At 69.4% G+C, this 15,960-nt stretch carries 12 protein-coding genes; 7 read left to right on the top strand and 5 right to left on the bottom strand.

Annotated features, from left to right (window positions below; translation table 11 throughout):
- Window positions 1-141: 141 nt before the first annotated feature.
- Window positions 142-456, top strand: a complete 315-nt coding sequence (locus tag HFGMBDPB_RS22055) for a hypothetical protein (protein ID WP_016446792.1) — start codon at window positions 142-144, stop codon at window positions 454-456.
- A 156-nt stretch (window positions 457-612) separates the two neighbouring features.
- Window positions 613-1,581, top strand: a complete 969-nt coding sequence (locus HFGMBDPB_RS22060) for a class I SAM-dependent methyltransferase (RefSeq protein WP_016446791.1) — start codon at window positions 613-615, stop codon at window positions 1,579-1,581.
- On the opposite strand, the gene eno is transcribed toward HFGMBDPB_RS22060, so the two are convergent.
- A complete protein-coding gene (eno, locus tag HFGMBDPB_RS22065; protein ID WP_212646261.1) occupies window positions 1,527-2,861 on the bottom strand; it encodes a phosphopyruvate hydratase in 1,335 nt (444 codons plus the stop codon). The two genes, HFGMBDPB_RS22060 and eno, sit on opposite strands and share 55 nt — an antisense overlap.
- 105 nt (window positions 2,862-2,966) lie before the next feature.
- Between eno and HFGMBDPB_RS22070 the strand changes: the two genes are divergently transcribed.
- A complete protein-coding gene (locus tag HFGMBDPB_RS22070) occupies window positions 2,967-3,875 on the top strand; it encodes a LysR substrate-binding domain-containing protein (protein WP_212646262.1) in 909 nt (302 codons plus the stop codon).
- On the opposite strand, the gene HFGMBDPB_RS22075 is transcribed toward HFGMBDPB_RS22070, so the two are convergent.
- Complete coding sequence (locus tag HFGMBDPB_RS22075) at window positions 3,872-5,038, bottom strand: helix-turn-helix domain-containing protein (protein ID WP_236884595.1); 1,167 nt, start codon at window positions 5,036-5,038, stop codon at window positions 3,872-3,874. The genes HFGMBDPB_RS22070 and HFGMBDPB_RS22075 overlap by 4 nt on opposite strands.
- A 125-nt stretch (window positions 5,039-5,163) precedes the next feature.
- Between HFGMBDPB_RS22075 and HFGMBDPB_RS22080 the strand changes: the two genes are divergently transcribed.
- The 4 genes from HFGMBDPB_RS22080 (at window position 5,164) to HFGMBDPB_RS22095 (ending at window position 12,193) form a co-directional block, all read left to right on the top strand.
- Window positions 5,164-7,371: a TonB-dependent receptor domain-containing protein gene (locus HFGMBDPB_RS22080; protein ID WP_212646263.1), complete on the top strand. Its 2,208-nt coding sequence runs from the start codon at window positions 5,164-5,166 to the stop codon at window positions 7,369-7,371.
- 142 nt (window positions 7,372-7,513) lie between these two features.
- Window positions 7,514-9,637, top strand: coding sequence for a PQQ-dependent dehydrogenase, methanol/ethanol family (locus HFGMBDPB_RS22085; protein ID WP_046241543.1), 2,124 nt, complete (start codon window positions 7,514-7,516; stop codon window positions 9,635-9,637).
- A 122-nt stretch (window positions 9,638-9,759) separates the two neighbouring features.
- On the top strand, window positions 9,760-10,641 hold the full coding sequence (locus HFGMBDPB_RS22090) for a transporter (RefSeq protein WP_151019967.1): 882 nt from the start codon (window positions 9,760-9,762) through the stop codon (window positions 10,639-10,641).
- 43 nt (window positions 10,642-10,684) lie between these two features.
- Entirely contained in the window at window positions 10,685-12,193 is a 1,509-nt protein-coding gene (locus HFGMBDPB_RS22095) for an aldehyde dehydrogenase family protein (RefSeq protein WP_151019965.1), read from the top strand.
- Between the two features lie 41 nt (window positions 12,194-12,234).
- Here the strand turns inward: HFGMBDPB_RS22095 and dld are convergent, their stop codons facing one another.
- Genes dld through lldR form a run of 3 tightly spaced genes read right to left on the bottom strand, consistent with a single transcriptional unit; the run spans window position 12,235 to window position 15,957 of the window.
- Window positions 12,235-14,004 (bottom strand): D-lactate dehydrogenase, encoded by a 1,770-nt coding sequence (gene dld, locus HFGMBDPB_RS22100; RefSeq protein WP_212646264.1) that lies wholly within the window; start codon window positions 14,002-14,004, stop codon window positions 12,235-12,237.
- Window positions 14,001-15,140, bottom strand: coding sequence for an FMN-dependent L-lactate dehydrogenase LldD (lldD, locus tag HFGMBDPB_RS22105; protein WP_016446782.1), 1,140 nt, complete (start codon window positions 15,138-15,140; stop codon window positions 14,001-14,003). The genes dld and lldD overlap by 4 nt, the downstream gene beginning before the upstream one ends.
- A 10-nt stretch (window positions 15,141-15,150) precedes the next feature.
- Window positions 15,151-15,957: a transcriptional regulator LldR gene (lldR, locus tag HFGMBDPB_RS22110; RefSeq protein ID WP_212646265.1), complete on the bottom strand. Its 807-nt coding sequence runs from the start codon at window positions 15,955-15,957 to the stop codon at window positions 15,151-15,153.
- Window positions 15,958-15,960 lie beyond the last annotated feature (3 nt).

The following is a 15,960-nucleotide window of genomic DNA, read 5'->3' on the forward strand; positions in this document are numbered from 1 at the left end:
GCGATTGTGGCCGCATGGCTGCCGCCGCTGCCCGCAGCGACCCCACCGGAACGACACTGTAAAAAAACACTGGATAAATACTGGATGTGCAGCCAGTTATTACTGTATATTTCGCCAGTCATCATCCTCATCTCATGAACCATGGACATGCAAGAAGCCGCCTTCACCGTCACCTTGTGTGACTACCCCAACCTGCCCGAGCAGGAACGCAACAAGGCCGAGGCACGCTATGCCCGCGTGCTGGAACGCCAGCTCGGCAGTGCCGAGCAGGTCAGCGAAACCCTGTCGCTTGTACAGGGGCTGGAGGACATGCCTCCAGAGGAAATCAGCGAAGACGCCAAGCTCGCCTTCACCCGCTGGATGAAAGCCGCCCGCGCCGCCACCGAGGCCGGCATGCAGGGCCTGGGCGATGGCGAGTGCAGCTTCTTCGAGGTGCGCCGCGGCTGGCGGCATTGATCCTGCCTGCGGCACCGCTGAATGGGGCCTGAGCCCGGGTTTGCCTGGGCTGGGCCCCAAACTGCATACACTGGCAGACCTTTTCGTCGGCCCCTGCCTGGTTCCAAGCGGTTCCACCGGGCATGCCCGGCACCCCTGCCAGACACAGCCCTTCCCATGCAAGCCCTGCTCGACGCCATCGCCCGGATGGCCCTGCCCTCCGACGCCCAACGCATCTTCCACGGCCGTGGCGGCCTGTACCCGGGCTGCGAGCATCTGGTGCTCGACGCCTTCCCGCCCGTGCTGGTGCTCACCAGCTTCCAGCCGCTGGACGAAGACGCCCTGGCCGCCATCGGCACGGCGCTGTCACTGCGCTGGAGCGAACTGGCACCGGGCCAGCCCCTGAACTGGGTCTACCAGCTGCGCCAGCCCGCCGCGCCCGCCGAAACCCGGCTCATGGCCGGCGAAGTGCCAGACCCGCACATCGTCACCGAGGCCGGCACGCGCTACCGCGTGCAGGTGCTGCGCGGCCAGAACCACGGCCTGTTCCTGGACATGGCCGAAGGCCGGCGCTGGGTGCACGCGCATGTGGCCAACCATCCCGAGCACCGCCATGGCATCAAGGTGCTCAACCTGTTCGCCTACACCTGCGCCTTTTCGGTGGTGGCCCTGCAGGCCGGGGCGCGCCATGTGATGAACATGGACATGGCCCAGGGCGCGCTGGCCACGGGCCAGCAGAACCACCGGCTCAACGATCTGTCGGGCGCCAGCTTCCTGGCCCACGACATCTTCAGCAGCTGGGGCAAGATCACGCGCGGCGGGCCGTACCACCTGATCGTGGTGGACCCGCCCAGCTACCAGAAGGGCAGCTTCGTCGCCACCAAGGACTATGCCCGCCTGATGCGCCGCCTGCCCGACCTGCTGCGCCCCGGCGGCCATGTGCTGCTGTGCCTGAACGCGCCCGAGATGGGCACGCAGTTCCTGACATCGCAGATGCAGGAAGTGGCCCCCGAGCTGGAGTTCGTCGAGCGCCTGGCCAATCCGGCCACCTTCGCCGACATCGACGCCGAGCGCAGCCTCAAGGTGCTGGTCTACAGGGCGCCCGCAACCCCCGCAACACCCGCAGCGGCCGACACGGCTTCCTGACCCGCCCGGCCCTTGAGCGCACGGCGCCCCGCATAGACGGCGGCCGGGCCCAGTTCGCGCTCGATGCGCAGCAGCCGGTTGTACTTGGCCGTGCGGTCGGCGCGCGACAGCGAGCCGGTCTTGATCATGGCGCACTGGGCCGCCACGGCCAGGTCGGCAATGCTGGTGTCCTCGGTCTCGCCCGAGCGGTGCGACATCACCACGCCATAGCCCGCGCCATGCGCCAGGCGCAGCACGTCCCAGGTTTCGGTCAGCGTGCCGATCTGGTTGATCTTGACCAGGATGGCATTGCCCACGCCCCGGGCAATGCCGCTCTCGAACAGGCCGGGGTTCGTGCAGAACACATCGTCGCCCACCAGCTGGCAGCGTCCGCCCAGGCGCCGGCCCAGGGCCTGCCAGCCCTCGATATCGTCCTCGGCCATGCCGTCCTCGATGGAGACGATGGGGTAGTGCTCCACCAGTTGCGCCAGGTAGTCCACCTGCTGCTGGCGGCTGCGCACCAGGCCCTCGCCCGCGTAGCGGTAGCCGTCCTCGCCATGGAATTCACTGGCCGCAGGGTCCAGGGCCAGGGCGATGTCCCTGCCGGGGCGCAGGCCGGCGCGCTCGATGGCGGCCATCAGGTGGTCCAGCGCCTCGGGCGCGCTGCGCAGGGCGGGCGCAAAGCCGCCCTCATCGCCCACGTTGACGCTGTGGCCTGCGGCCTTGAGCGCATGGCGCAGCGTGTGGAAGACCTCGGCGCCCATGCGCAGCGCCTCACCGAAGCTGTCCGCCCCCACCGGCAGCAGCATGAACTCCTGGAAGTCCAGCGGATTGTCGGCATGGGCGCCACCGTTGATGACATTGATCATGGGCACGGGCAGCACGCGCGCCTGGGCACCGCCCATGTGCCGCCACAGCGGCATGCGCTGGCTGGCCGCCGCCGCGCGGGCCACGGCCAGCGACACGCCCAGCAGCGCGTTGGCGCCCAGCCGGCTTTTGCCGGGCGTGCCGTCCAGCGCCATCATGGCCGTGTCGATACGGCCCTGGGCGTCTGCCTGCATGCCGATCAGCAGATCGCGCAGCTCGGTGTTGACGGCCTGCACCGCCCCCAGCACGCCCTTGCCCAGGTGGCGCGAGGCATCGCCGTCGCGCCGCTCCAGTGCCTCATGCCGCCCCGTGGAGGCGCCCGAGGGCACCAGGGCCAGGCCGCGTGCGCCGTCCTCCAGTTCGACCTCGACCTCCACGGTGGGATGGCCCCGGCTGTCCAGCGCCTCATGGGCCGCGATATCGGTGATCTGCATGGAAACTCCTTTTCGTCAAGAAATTGAACTGTGCAAAGGAGCTGGCAAGCCTGCAAAACTCCAATGCACAGGCACCCATGCTAGAAATCACGACGATGCGGGACAATGCAGTTTTTCTGCCCATGCGTCAGCTTTTCTGACGAATTGATTGCCATGAGACAACTGCCACCGCTGGCCGCCCTGCGCGCCTTCGAGGCCATTGCCCGCACCGGCTCGGTGACCCGCGCGGCCGAGGAACTGTGCCGCAGCCACGGCGCCATCAGCCGCCACCTGCGCCTGCTGCAGGAGCACGCGGGCGCGGCGCTGTTCGAGAAAGAAGGCACGGGCCTGCGCCTGACCGAGGCGGGTGCCGCCTTCCATGCCTCGGTGCGCACGGCCTTCGACCAGCTGGAGGCCGCCTATGCCCAGCTGGCGCGCGACGCCCAGGCGCCGGGGCTGCATGTGGCCTGCAGCGCCACCTTTGCCATGCGCTGGCTGGTGCCGCAGCTGGCGGTGTTCTACCGCAGCCACCCACATATCCGCATCCGCCTGTCCATGACCTCGGCGCGCGAGATGCGCAATGAAGGCGCCGACCTGATCATTGCCTGGGACCTGTCCACCTACGGCGAGGCAGACCGCCGCCGCGCCATCGAACTGGCGCCCGTGCACTTCGGCGCAGTCTGCACGCCGGCCTATGCCCGGCGCCGGCCCGCCAACCGCGCGCGCATTGCACATGAGTACACGGCCAGCGCCTGGAACCAATGGGAAGCCCTGACGGGCCAGCCCGTGGCCCTGGGCGAGACGCTGGCGTTCCCGCACACACACCTGTGCATAGAGGCAGCACTGTCGGGCCTGGGCGTTGCCCTCGTGGAGCAGCGGCTGATCGCACGCGAGCTCCAGGAGGGGCTGCTGGTGGCGCCCCATGGCTTCGTGCCCTTCGAGGGCGGCCTGCGCGCCGTGCCCGCCGCAGGGCGTGCGCTGCCCGCCCACGCAGGGGTCTTCATCGAATGGATGCGCAGCGCGCTGGCCAGCTAGAGCCGCCCCCACTCCCGCAGGCGCCGGTACAGCAGCCCGCGGGAGACGCCCAGCATGCGGGCGGCCTGCGAGATATTGCCCTGGCAGCGGGCCAGGGCCTGCTCGATCAGCTCGCGGCTGGCCTCGCCTAGGGAAGACGGTGCCTCGGACGGCGCCTCGGCGGGCGGCGGCAGGGCCTCGATGGCCGGCAGCACCTCCTCGACCTGGGAAGATGCCTCATCCAGCCTCGCCTCCATCCACAGCGTCAGCCCCGTGGGCAGCATCTGCGGGCGGGCTTGGCCGTGGTGGGCCAGCTCCAGCAACTGGTTCAGGCCCAGGCCGAAAACCTCTTCGGCCGCAAGCCCTTCGGCGGGCCGGCGCGGGCTGTCGAACAACTGGGCACCCACGCCGTTGAACCAGCGCACCATGCCTTCGCCATCCACGGCGGCCAGCCCTTCCAGCGGCGTGCCGAACATGCTGCGGCTGGACTGGAAGCGCAGCAGCAGGTGCATGCGGGCGGCGCCCACCAGCAGCCGGTTCTCGATGCAGGTGGCGTACATGTGGGCCATGGCGCCTGCGTCGAAGCGAAAGGGGCCCGCCTCGCTGCTCAGGTCCAGCATGGCCACGGTGCGCCCGCTGGCGTCGCGCACGGGCGCGGCCGCGCAGTGCAGCGAGGCCAGGCAGCGAAAGAAATGCTCGCCGCCACGCACATGGCAGACCTCGCCCGTGCGCACGGCCACGCCGGGTGCGCCCGTGCCCACGGCATCCTCGGCAATGTTCACGCCCACGCGCGCGGCCGTCAGCAGCAGCGGGCCGTCGCCCGGCGTCGGGCGCGAGGCGATCAGCACCACGCCCTCGCTGCAGGTGAGCATGGCGCGCGCCTGGCTGCCCGCGATCACGGTCTCGAGTTCGGCGATGGGGTCGCGCGCCGCCTCGATCAGCGCGCGGTTGTGGGTCAGCAAGGTGGCCGTGCGGATCTTGCTGACCGGGTCGAAGCTGATCTTCTCGTCGGGGCTGCGGCTGGCGCCCAGGCAGCGCGTCCAGGACTGCAGCACGGGCTCGGACACCAGGCCCGATGGGCGCTCGCCGCGCTCGAAATAGCGCTCGCGCGCCAGCGCCACCCGGTCCTGGCGCGAGGCATAGAAGGGGTTGGAGGGCAGTGGGGCGGGAGGCGGCTGTTGCATGACGGACATCAAAACTGCCGCGATTGTTGTTCCGCCACGGCACAGGACAGCACTAGGGAAATCACCCGTGTTGGAACGGATTGCCGGGCTCGGTAACCTCGGGCATCGCCACAGGCCCGCCCGCAATGACACGCTCCCCACACAGCACAAGACACCCCCGGCCCGCCCTGCCCACCCTGGGCGCCGCACTGGCCTGCACGCTGCACGCCCTGCACGCGCTACCCGCCCACGCGGCGGACGCAGCGCAGGACTCCAGCGAGGCCCTGCTCGCCCCCGTGGTCATCACGGCCAGCCAGCCCGGCACCGGCCCCGACCTGTGGCGTGCCACGGCCGCCATCGACAGCGTGGAAGGCGCCGTGCTGCGAGACGGGCAGATGCAGATCAGCCTGTCCGAGAGCCTGGCGCGCGTGCCGGGCCTGGTGGTGCTGAACCGCCAGAACTTCGCACAGGACCTGCAGATCTCGGTGCGCGGCTTCGGTGCGCGCTCCACCTTTGGCGTGCGCGGGCTGCGCCTTTACGTGGACGGCATTCCGGCAGGCGCGCCCGACGGCCAGGGCCAGGCCGCCAACTTCACGCTGGGCAACGCCGCGCGCCTGGACGTGGTGCGCGGCCCGGCCGCCGTGCTCTACGGCAACAGCGCAGGCGGTGCACTGCTGCTGTACACCGAAGACGGCGAGGAACCGGGCCTGTGGCGCAGCGGCATGGCCGTGGGGCCGGACGGGCTGTGGCGCCTGTCCACCCAGCTGCGCGGCACAATCGGTGGCGGAAAGCCGGACCAGGCGGATGGTGGCTCCGCCCCCTGGCGCTATGCCATCCACATCGAGCGCTTCGCCACCGACGGCATGCGCCCCCAGTCGGCCGCCGACCGCAGCACGGCCCACATGAAGCTGTCACGCAAACAGGGCGACGACCAGTGGCTGCTGCAGTACCAGGAGCAGCGCGCCAGCGCCCAGGACCCGCTGGGTCTGACACGCGCCGAGTTCGAGGCCGACCCCGGCCAGACCACGGCCAGCGCGCTGCGCTTCAACACGCGCAAAAGCGTGCGCCAGCGCCAGTTGGGTGCCGCCTGGCAGCACCAGTTCGGCGCGGGCCAGCGCCTGGAACTCATGGCCTATGCGGGTACGCGCTCCGTGCTGCAGTACCAGTCCATTCCCGTGGCCACGCAGGCACCGCCCTCGCATTCAGGCGGCGTGATCGACCTGGACCGCGACTACGCGGGCATGAACCTGCGCTGGCGCAGCACCCATGAGGACGTGGCCGGCGGCCGGCTGGACTGGTCGGCAGGCCTGGCCTACGACTGGCAGGGCGAAACCCGGCGCGGCTACGAGAACTTCATCGGCAGCCAGCTCGGCGTGCAGGGCCGGCTGCGCCGCGACGAACGCAACCAGGCGCGCTCCGCCGACCCCTACCTGCAGGCCGAATGGAGCACGCAGAGCCTGGCCCTGAGCGCCGGCCTTCGCCAGGCGCGCGTGCGCTACCGCTCCGAGGACCACTACATCACAGCCGGCAATGGCGACGACAGCGGCAGCATGGCCTGGCGCGGCTGGCTGCCCTCGCTGGGCCTGCGCGTGAACCTGCTGCCGGAGCTGGTGGCCCACGCATCGGTGGGCCGGGGCATGGAAACGCCCACGCTCAACGAAGTGGCCTACCGGCCCGGCGGCCAAAATGGCATGAACACCGGCCTGGCCGCCAGCGCCCACAACACCGTCGAGGTCGGCCTGCGCGGGCGCCACGGCAACGCGGGCTGGAACCTCACGCTGTTCGAGACCCATACCCAGCGCGAACTCACCGTACTGTCCAACACGGGCGGGCGCGCCACCTACCAGAACGCAGGCCGCACGCTGCGCCGGGGGCTGGAATTCTCGGGCAATGCCCAATGGGGGCCGCTCACGGCCAGCACCGCCCTGACCCTGCTGCAGGCCCGCTACCGCGACAGCTTCCTGACCTGCGAGGCCACGCCCTGCACCACGCCCACCGCCCCGGTGGATGCCGGCGCGCGCCTGGCCGGCACCGCGCCGCGCCGCCTGTGGAGCGAACTGGCCTGGCAGCTGTCGCCGCAATGGACCTGGACCGTGGACATGCTGCACAGCGGCCCCGTGGCCGTGAACGACCGCAACACCGACCGCGCGGCCGGCTACACCGTCTGGGGCTCCAGCCTGCGCTGGTCACGGCAATGGCAGCAGTGGAGCGCCCAGACCTTTGTGCGGCTGGACAACGTGTTCGACCGGCGCTTTGCAGGGTCGGTCATCGTCAACGAGGGCAACCAGCGGTACTTCGAGCCGGGTGCCGGACGCGGGCTATCGGCCGGGGTGACAGTCAGCCGGACGTTCTGAGCTGTTCCACGGCGGTACACATCCGCCCCCGGGAAAGTCCGAATGTTGTGACCGAAGGCCGCTTTTTTTATCGTCTCCCACATGGTGCCCTTGCCCCCAGCGCCATGCACGCAAAAACAAACCACACAGGAGACGAGACAACATGAAGACCCACGTGCTTTCCTCCACGCTGCTGGCCGCCGGCCTGGCACTGGCCCTTCCCGGCGCCACGCTGGCACAGGCCGGCCTGCCAAGCAAAGGCTCGCCCGAGCACATACGCGCCGTCACCTCGCGCATCGACTCGCAGAGCATCCGCGACAACGCACGCAGCTCCAAGGACTGGCCCAGCTACGGCATGGACTACAGCGAGACGCGCTTTTCCAAACTCAGGCAGCTGGACACGGCCAATGTGAAGCGGCTGGGCCTGGTCTGGTCGTATGACCTGGAATCCACGCGCGGCGTGGAGTCCACGCCCGTGGTGGTCGATGGAATCATGTACGTCACGGCCAGCTGGAGCGTGGTGCATGCGGTGGACGTGCGCACCGGCAAGCGCCTGTGGAGCTACGACCCCGGCGTGGACCGTGCCAACGGCTTCAAGGGCTGCTGCGACGTGGTCAACCGGGGCGTGGCGGTCTACAAGGGCAAGGTGTATGTGGGCGCCTTCGATGGCCGCCTGGTAGCGCTGGACGCGGCCACGGGCCAGAAGGTCTGGGAGCAGGACACCATCATCGACCGCGCCTACTCGTACACCATCACGGGCGCACCGCGCGTCATCAAGGGCAAGGTGCTGATCGGCAACGGCGGCGCCGAGTACGGCGTGCGCGGCTATGTCACGGCCTATGACGCCGAGACCGGTGCCCAGCAGTGGCGCTGGTTCACCGTGCCCGGCGACCCGTCCAAGCCCTTCGAGAACGAGGCCATGGCCCGCGCCGCCAAGACCTGGGACCCGGCCGGCAAGTGGTGGGAGGCCGGCGGCGGCGGCACGGCCTGGGACACCATGGCCTATGACCCCGAGCTCAACCTCATGTACATCGGCACGGGCAACGGCTCGCCCTGGGCGCAAGCCAAGCGCAGCCCGGCCGGTGGCGACAACCTGTACCTGGCCAGCATCGTGGCGCTGAACCCCGATACGGGCGAGTACGTCTGGCACTACCAGGAGACGCCGGGCGACAGCTGGGACTTCACCTCCACCCAGCCCATGGTGCTGGCCGACATCAAGATCGGCGGCAAGCCGCGCAAGGTCATCCTGCATGCGCCCAAGAACGGCTTCTTCTTCGTCATCGACCGCACCAACGGCCAGTTCATCTCGGCCAAGAACTTCGTCGACGTGAACTGGGCCAGCGGCTACGACGCCAAGGGCCGGCCCATCGAGACGCCAATTGCGCGCAGCGGCGACCGCGCGCGCGACGTGATTCCCAGCCCCTTCGGCGCGCACAACTGGCATTCCATGTCCTACAGCCCCGACACGGGCCTGGCCTACCTGCCGGCCCAGCATGTGCCGCTGACCCTGCAGGACAACAAGAACTGGAAGTTCAACGGCGGCTCCCTGCCCGAGCCGCACAGCAATATCGGCTGGAATACGGCCACGCTGGTCAACATGGAGCCGCCCAAGAGCACGCCCTTCGGCCGCCTGATCGCCTGGGACCCGGTGGCGCAGAAGGAGCGCTGGCGTGTGGAGCATGCCTCGCCCTGGAACGGCGGCACCCTGGCCACGGCGGGCAACCTGGTGTTCCAGGGCACGGCCGACGGCCGCTTCGTGGCCTATGACGCGCGCAACGGCAAGAAGCTCTGGGAAAAGCCCACGGGCACGGGCGTGGTGGCCGCACCCATCACCTATGAGGTCGATGGCCGGCAGTACGTCTCCATCGCCGTGGGCTGGGGCGGCGTCTACGGCCTGGCCGCGCGCCACACCGAGCGCAAGGGCCCGGGCACGGTCTACACCTTCGCGCTGGACGGCAAGGCCGAGGCGCCTGCCTTCGTCGCCTACCAGCAGGGCAAGCTGCTGCAGGGCGTGCCCTACGACAAGAGCCTTGTGGCCGAAGGCACGGCCCTGTATGTCAGCAACTGCGCCTTCTGCCACGGCGTGCCCGGCGTGGACCGGGGCGGCAACCTGCCCAACCTGGGCTACCTGGACCCGGCCTATATCGAGCACCTGGACAAGTTCATCTTCAAGGGCCCGGCCATGTCGCGCGGCATGCCCGACTTCACGGGCAAGCTGAGCATGGAAGACGTGGAAAAGATCAAGGCCTTCATCCAGGGCACGGCCGACGCGGTGCGGCCCAAGTAAGCGGCTCCCGCCCCGCTTCCTCTCTCTCCCCCACAACCCCCACAGGCACCTCCCCGGCCCTGCTGTCCTGCAGCAGGCCTGGGCAGGGCTTTGCCTGAAAACACCGGACAGGACTCTTCGCCATGCCATCCAAGCCCTTCACCCGCGCCTCCCTGGCCCTGGCAGCCATGGCCGCATGCGCCACCTTCAATGCCCACGCCGTCGATATCGACGCGGGCGACTACACCGCCCTGCCGCCCGGCACCACGCTGGGCATGGTCTATTACCAGCACGCCACGCGGGACAGCCTCTATGCCAATGGCGACCAGGCGCCCATACGGCCGAGGCTGACCTCGGACATCGGCATAGCGCGCGGCGTGCACTTCATGAAGCTGGGCGACTACGTGATCGACCCGCAGTTCCTGCTGCCCTTCGGGCGCCTGTCGGCATCGCGCGATATCGCGGCCATGGGCAGCAACACCGGCGTGGGCGACCTGATGCTGGCCGCCACCCTGTGGCTGACCAAGCCCGGCGACAAGGAGCACTTCGGCATCACCCCCTTTGTCTGGCTGCCCACGGGCCAGTACAGCCGCAACGATCCGCTGAGCCTGGGCGAGAACCGCTGGAAGGCCGCCCTGCAGGCCGGCTGGATCAAGCCGCTGGGCAAGCGCGTGACCATGGACCTGGCGGCCGATGTCACCGTCTTCGGCAAGAACGACGACTTCGGCGCCCACAGTGCCACGCTCAAGCAAAAGGCGCAGTTCCAGTTCCAGGGCCTGCTGCGCTACCACCTGTCGGACACATCGGACCTGCGCCTGGGCCTGTCGCACCTGACGGGCGGCGAAACCCAGGTCAACGGCGTGTCGCAAGGCGACCGCCAATCCACCACCAAGGTCTCATTCGGCGGCGCGGTCTTTGTCGCGCCCAAGACGCAGCTGCTGGCCACCGTGGGCCGCGATCTGCATGTGCGCCAGGGCTTCAAGGAGAACGCCCGCATCAACCTGCGCCTGCTGCAGGTTTTCTGATCCCACACCCCCCTTTCTCCCGTTCACCCCCAAGGAGCACACCATGAACCTCAGCGACATCCAGCACCAGATCACCGAGCGCGCCAGCGCCTTCCTCAACCGGGGCACGCATGACCTCTTCATCGACGGCCAATGGGTGGCGGCCCAGACCGGCCAGCGCCTGTCCACCGTCAACCCGGCCACCGAAGCCGTGATCGCCGAAGTCGCCAGCGCCGGCCCGGCGGACGTGGACCTGGCCGTGCGCGCCGCGCACCGCGCGCTGCACCTGGGCCCCTGGGGCCGCATGCGCCCCGTGGAGCGCGAGCGCCTGATGCTGCGCCTGGCCGACCTCATGGAGACCCATGCCCAGGCCCTGGCCGAGGTCGAATCGCTGGACAACGGCAAGTCCGCCGCCATTGCGCGCGCCGTGGACATCGCCATGGCCATCGACTCCATCCGCTACATGGCCGGCTGGGCCACCAAGATCGAGGGCATGACGCACGAGCACTCCGTGCCCTTCGCGCCCGAGGCCCAGATGTTCACCTACACCCGGCGCGAGCCCGTGGGCGTGGTCGCCGCCGTCGTGCCCTGGAACTTCCCCCTGCTCATGGCCAGCTGGAAGCTGGCGCCCGCGCTGGCTGCCGGCTGCACCCTGGTGCTCAAGCCCGCCGAGCAGACGCCGCTGACCGCGCTGATGCTGGCCGAGCTGATCCAGGAAGCGGGCTTTCCGCCCGGCGTGTTCAACGTGGTCACGGGCGACGGCCCCGGCACGGGTGCGCCCCTGGTCTCGCACCCGCTGGTCAACAAGGTCAGCTTCACGGGCTCGACCGAGGTGGGCAAGCTCATCGGCCATGCCTGCATGGACAACATGACGCGCATCACGCTGGAGCTGGGCGGCAAGTCCCCCGTCATCGTGCTCGACGACTGCGACCCCGCCACGGCTGCGGCGGGTGCGGCCAATGCCATCTTCTTCAACCACGGCCAGGTCTGCTGCGCGGGCTCGCGCCTGTACGTGCACAAGAGCATGTTCGACCGCGTGGTGGCCGACGTGGCCGACCAGGCCGCCCGGCTCACCCTGGGCCATGGCCTGGACCCCCGCGCACAGATGGGCCCGCTGGTCTCGCAGGAGCAGATGGAGCGTGTCTGCAGCTACATCGACATAGGCCGCAGCCAGGGCGCCGAGGTGGTGACGGGCGGCGCCCGCGCAGGCCAGCGCGGCTACTTCGTGCAGCCCACGGTGATGACCGGCGTGCAGCACGACCACCGCGTGGCACGCGAGGAAATCTTCGGCCCCGTGCTCGTGGCCATGCCCTATGACGACCTCGACGAAGTCGCCGCCTGGGCCAACGACACGCCCTACGGCCTGGGCGCCAGCATCTGGTCCAACAACCTGTCCAAGGTCCACCGGCTGATCCCCAAGATCCAGTCCGGCACGGTCTGGGTCAACTGCCACAGCACCCTGGACCCGGGCATGCCCTTCGGCGGCTACAAGCAGTCCGGCATGGGCCGCGACATGGGCCGCACCGCGCTGGATGCCTACCTGGAGACCAAGTCGGTGTTCATCAATCTGTGAGGGGGTGCGGCGGGCTGCCCCCGGGCCCGCCTGCTCCTGCTCTACGGCGTTTCCGAATACCCCTTGGGCCATCCCCCCGGCCGGTCACAACACTCCTCCCAGCCCAGCTTGCGCGAGGTGTGGCCTATGCCGGGGTTGAAGGTGTTGGTGGGGTCCAGTTCGCGGTAGAAGCCTGCCAGCGCGGGCTTGGCCACGTACAAGTGGCCCACGTTGTGCTCGGCCGGGTACTCGGCGCGGCGCGCGTCCAGCAGTTCCCACATGCGGTGCTCCATGGCCAGCGGGTCCACGCCCTTCTTGACGATGTAGTCCTGGTGGAAGACATGGCAGAAGAAGTGGCCGTAGTAGAGCTTGTGGACCATGTCGCGCGCGACCTCGGCGGGCAGTTGCTCCACCCATTCGCGGTCGTTGCGGCGCAGGGCCACGTCCAGGGCCACGATGTCCTCGACCTGGGCGCGGTGCACCTCGCGGTAGCGGATGGCCGCGCCCGCGATGGCGAAGCGGTGCAGGAAGGCCTTGCGCCCCTCGTCGGCATCGCACTCGAACCAGCCGCCCGTGGTGCTGCCGCTGAAGTGCCGCGTGAGGAATTCACGCGTGGCCTCGGCCGTGTCGTTGGACACACGCACCAGCAGGTGGTGCTCATAGCGGTCGCGCCACTGGCGCATGCGCGCGGGCAGGTGGCTGGGCAGCAGGTTGGTCAGCGCCTGGATCACGCGGTCGGTGACGCCGCGCAGGCCGAAGCGTTCGAAGAAGCCGTCCATGCGGCTCTTGAGGGCGAAGGCGGCCGGCACCCTGGCCGTGCCGAAGCGGTCGATCAGCAGGAAGGTGTCCTTGCCGTATTTCTCGCCGATGTCGTAGGCCGTGCGGTGGATGTACTCGCCGGCGATCGGCAGGCGCGGCAGCGCGGTCAGCAGCTCGCGGCGCACGGCCGTGAGGTCGTCGGGCGCATTGCTGCCTATATAGAAGACGGTGCTCGGCTCCTTGGGGAAGGTGTCCAGCCGCACGGCGAACAGGCACAGCTTGCCGGCCGAGCCCGAGGCCTCGAACAGGCGCGAGGGGTCGGCATTGAAGCGCGCGGGCGTGTCCTCGTCCACGGCGCGCACGGCATCGGCATAGCGCGGGTCGGAGGCGGCGCGCTGCGCATCGTGGGCGATGTCGGACTCGGTGTAGTCGCCGTTTTGCAGCCGCGTGAGGATTTCCTCGGGCGTGCGGCCCAGGGCGATGCCCAGGTGGTTGACGAGTTCCAGCGAGCCGTCGCCGCACACGCGCGCGTACAGCGCCAGTTCGGTATAGGCCGGGCCGCGCCGCACCAGGGCGCCGCCCGAGTTGTTGCAGATGCCGCCCAGCACCGAGGCGCCGATGCACGACGAGCCGATCACCGAATGCGGCTCGCGCCCCAGCGGCGCCAGCGCCTGCTCCAGCCGGTCCAGCGTGGCGCCGGGCAGGCAGACCACCTGGGCGCCGCCGCCAATGACCTGCACGCCGGTGATGCGCAAGGTGTTGATGAGCACGATCTCGCGGTCGTAGTCCGCGCCGTCGGGCGTGGAGCCGCCCGTCAGGCCCGTGTTGGCGGCCTGCATGATGACGATACGCCCGGCCGCCACGGCGGCCTGCACCACCTTCCACTGCTCCAGCAGCGTCGCGGGCCGCACCACGGCCAGCACCGGGCCCTCGCCCGTGCGGTGGCCCTTGCGGAAGCGGCGCGTGGCCTGGTCGTCGGTGAGCACATGGGCCGCGCCCACGGCCTGGCGCAGCTGCTGCAGCAGGGTTTCGCGGGACACCTGGGGCATGGCGGAGATGGACGGCGCGCTCATGCTTCGCGCACCAGCAGGTCACCGGTGATGTCTGCCACCTTGCTGACGCTGGTCAGCGTCATGGCCACGCGCATCTCCTTTTCCAGCAGCTCCAGCAGGTGCTTGACGCCGGCCTCGCCGGCAGCGGCCAGCGCGTAGATGAAAGCGCGGCCGATCATGGCGCAGTCGGCGCCCAGGGCGATGGCGCGCACCACGTCCAGGCCGTTGCGGATGCCGGAGTCGGCCAGGATCTTGATCTGGCCCTTGACCGCATCGGCAATGGCCGGCAGCGCGCGGGCCGAGGACAGCACGCCGTCGAGCTGGCGGCCGCCATGGTTGGAGACGATGATGCCGTCGGCGCCAAAGCGCACGGCGTCCTTGGCGTCCTCGGGGTCCAGGATGCCCTTGATGACCATGGGCCCCTTCCAGAAGGCGCGTATCCATTCGAGGTCCTTCCAGGAAATGGAGGGATCGAAGTTGGCGCCCAGCCAGCCGATGTAGTCGGCCAGGCCCGTGGGGCTGCCCCGGTAGGCCGAGATGTTGCCCAGGTCATGCGGGCGGCCCAGCAGGCCCACGTCCATGGACCAGGCCGGATGCGTGACCGACTGCCAGTAGCGGCGCATGGCGGCATTCGGGCCGCTCATGCCCGAATGCGCATCGCGGTAGCGCGCGCCGGGCACGGGCATGTCCACGGTGAAGACCAGGGTGGAGCAGCCGGCCGCCTGGGCACGCTCCAGCGCGTTCTGCATGAAGCCCCGGTCCTTGAGCACATAGAGCTGGAACCACATGGGGCGCTTGATCCTGGGCGCCACCTCTTCGATGGGGCAGACCGAGACCGTGGACATGGTGAACGGAATGCCATGGGCGTCGGCCGCGCGCGCGGCCTGCACTTCGCCGCGGCGGCGGTACATGCCCGTCAGGCCCACGGGCGACAGCGCCACGGGGATGGACAGTTTCTCGCCGAACAGCTCGATGCTGGTGTCCAGCCGGCTCATGTCCTTGAGCACGCGCTGGCGCAGCGCCACGGCGGCCATGTCCTCGACATTGCGGCGCAGCGTCTGCTCGGCATAGGCGCCGCCGTCGATGTAGTGGAACAGGAAAGGCGGCAGGCGCTTTTGCGCCGCCGCACGGTAGTCGGAGGTAGAGGAGATGATCATGATGGGTGTCTCATGTCTTTCGTATCAGGTCTGAAGTGGGCAGCAGCGCAGGCGCGGCGTCCAGAGGCAGCCGCATGGAGCGCTCGCGCCGCGCGCGGTCCTCGTCCAGGCGCTGGATGGTGGTGCGCACATGCTCCAGGTGCTCGCCGATGCATTCGCGGGCGCGCTGCGGGTCGCCGTCCAGGATGGCCTGCATGAGGCTCTGGTGCTGCACGGTCAGCTCCTGCAGGGTCTGGGGCGCGCTCAGGCGGAACATGTCGTGGCGGTTGCGTTCCACCGTGGACAGCACCACGGTGAACAGGCTGTGCATGACCTGCACCAGCACCAGGTTGTGCGAAGCCTCGGCAATGGCCAGGTGGAACTGCGCGTCGGCGCGCGCCGCCAGCTCGGCGTGGCCGCTTTGCTGGTGCTGGATCATCACCTCGAAGCAGCGCTGGATATGGTCCTTGTCCTGCGGCGTGGCGCGCTGGGCGGCCAGCCAGGCCGTGCTGGTCTCCAGCGCGTGGCGGGTTTCCAGCACGTCGTAGCGGTAGTGGGAGTCGGACTCCATCAGGCCGGCCAGCGGCCGCATGGCGTCCTTGAGCCAGTCCGCAGGCTCGGCAGCCGGCGCCGGCTCCTGCAGGTAAGTGCCATCGCCGCGCCGCGCCACCAGCACGCCCTGGCTGGTGAGTTTCTGTATCGCCTCGCGCACCGAGGTGCGCGAGACGCCCAGCTCGGCCGCCAGTTGCCGTTCCGCGGGCAGCCGCTGTCCGGGCTGCACTCCGCTGGCCTGCACCAGGACAAGCAATTTCTCGACAACTTGATCGGCAACGCGCATGGG

The organism is Delftia sp. PE138 (assembly GCF_018320755.1).
Taxonomy (GTDB): domain Bacteria; phylum Pseudomonadota; class Gammaproteobacteria; order Burkholderiales; family Burkholderiaceae_C; genus Comamonas; species Comamonas tsuruhatensis.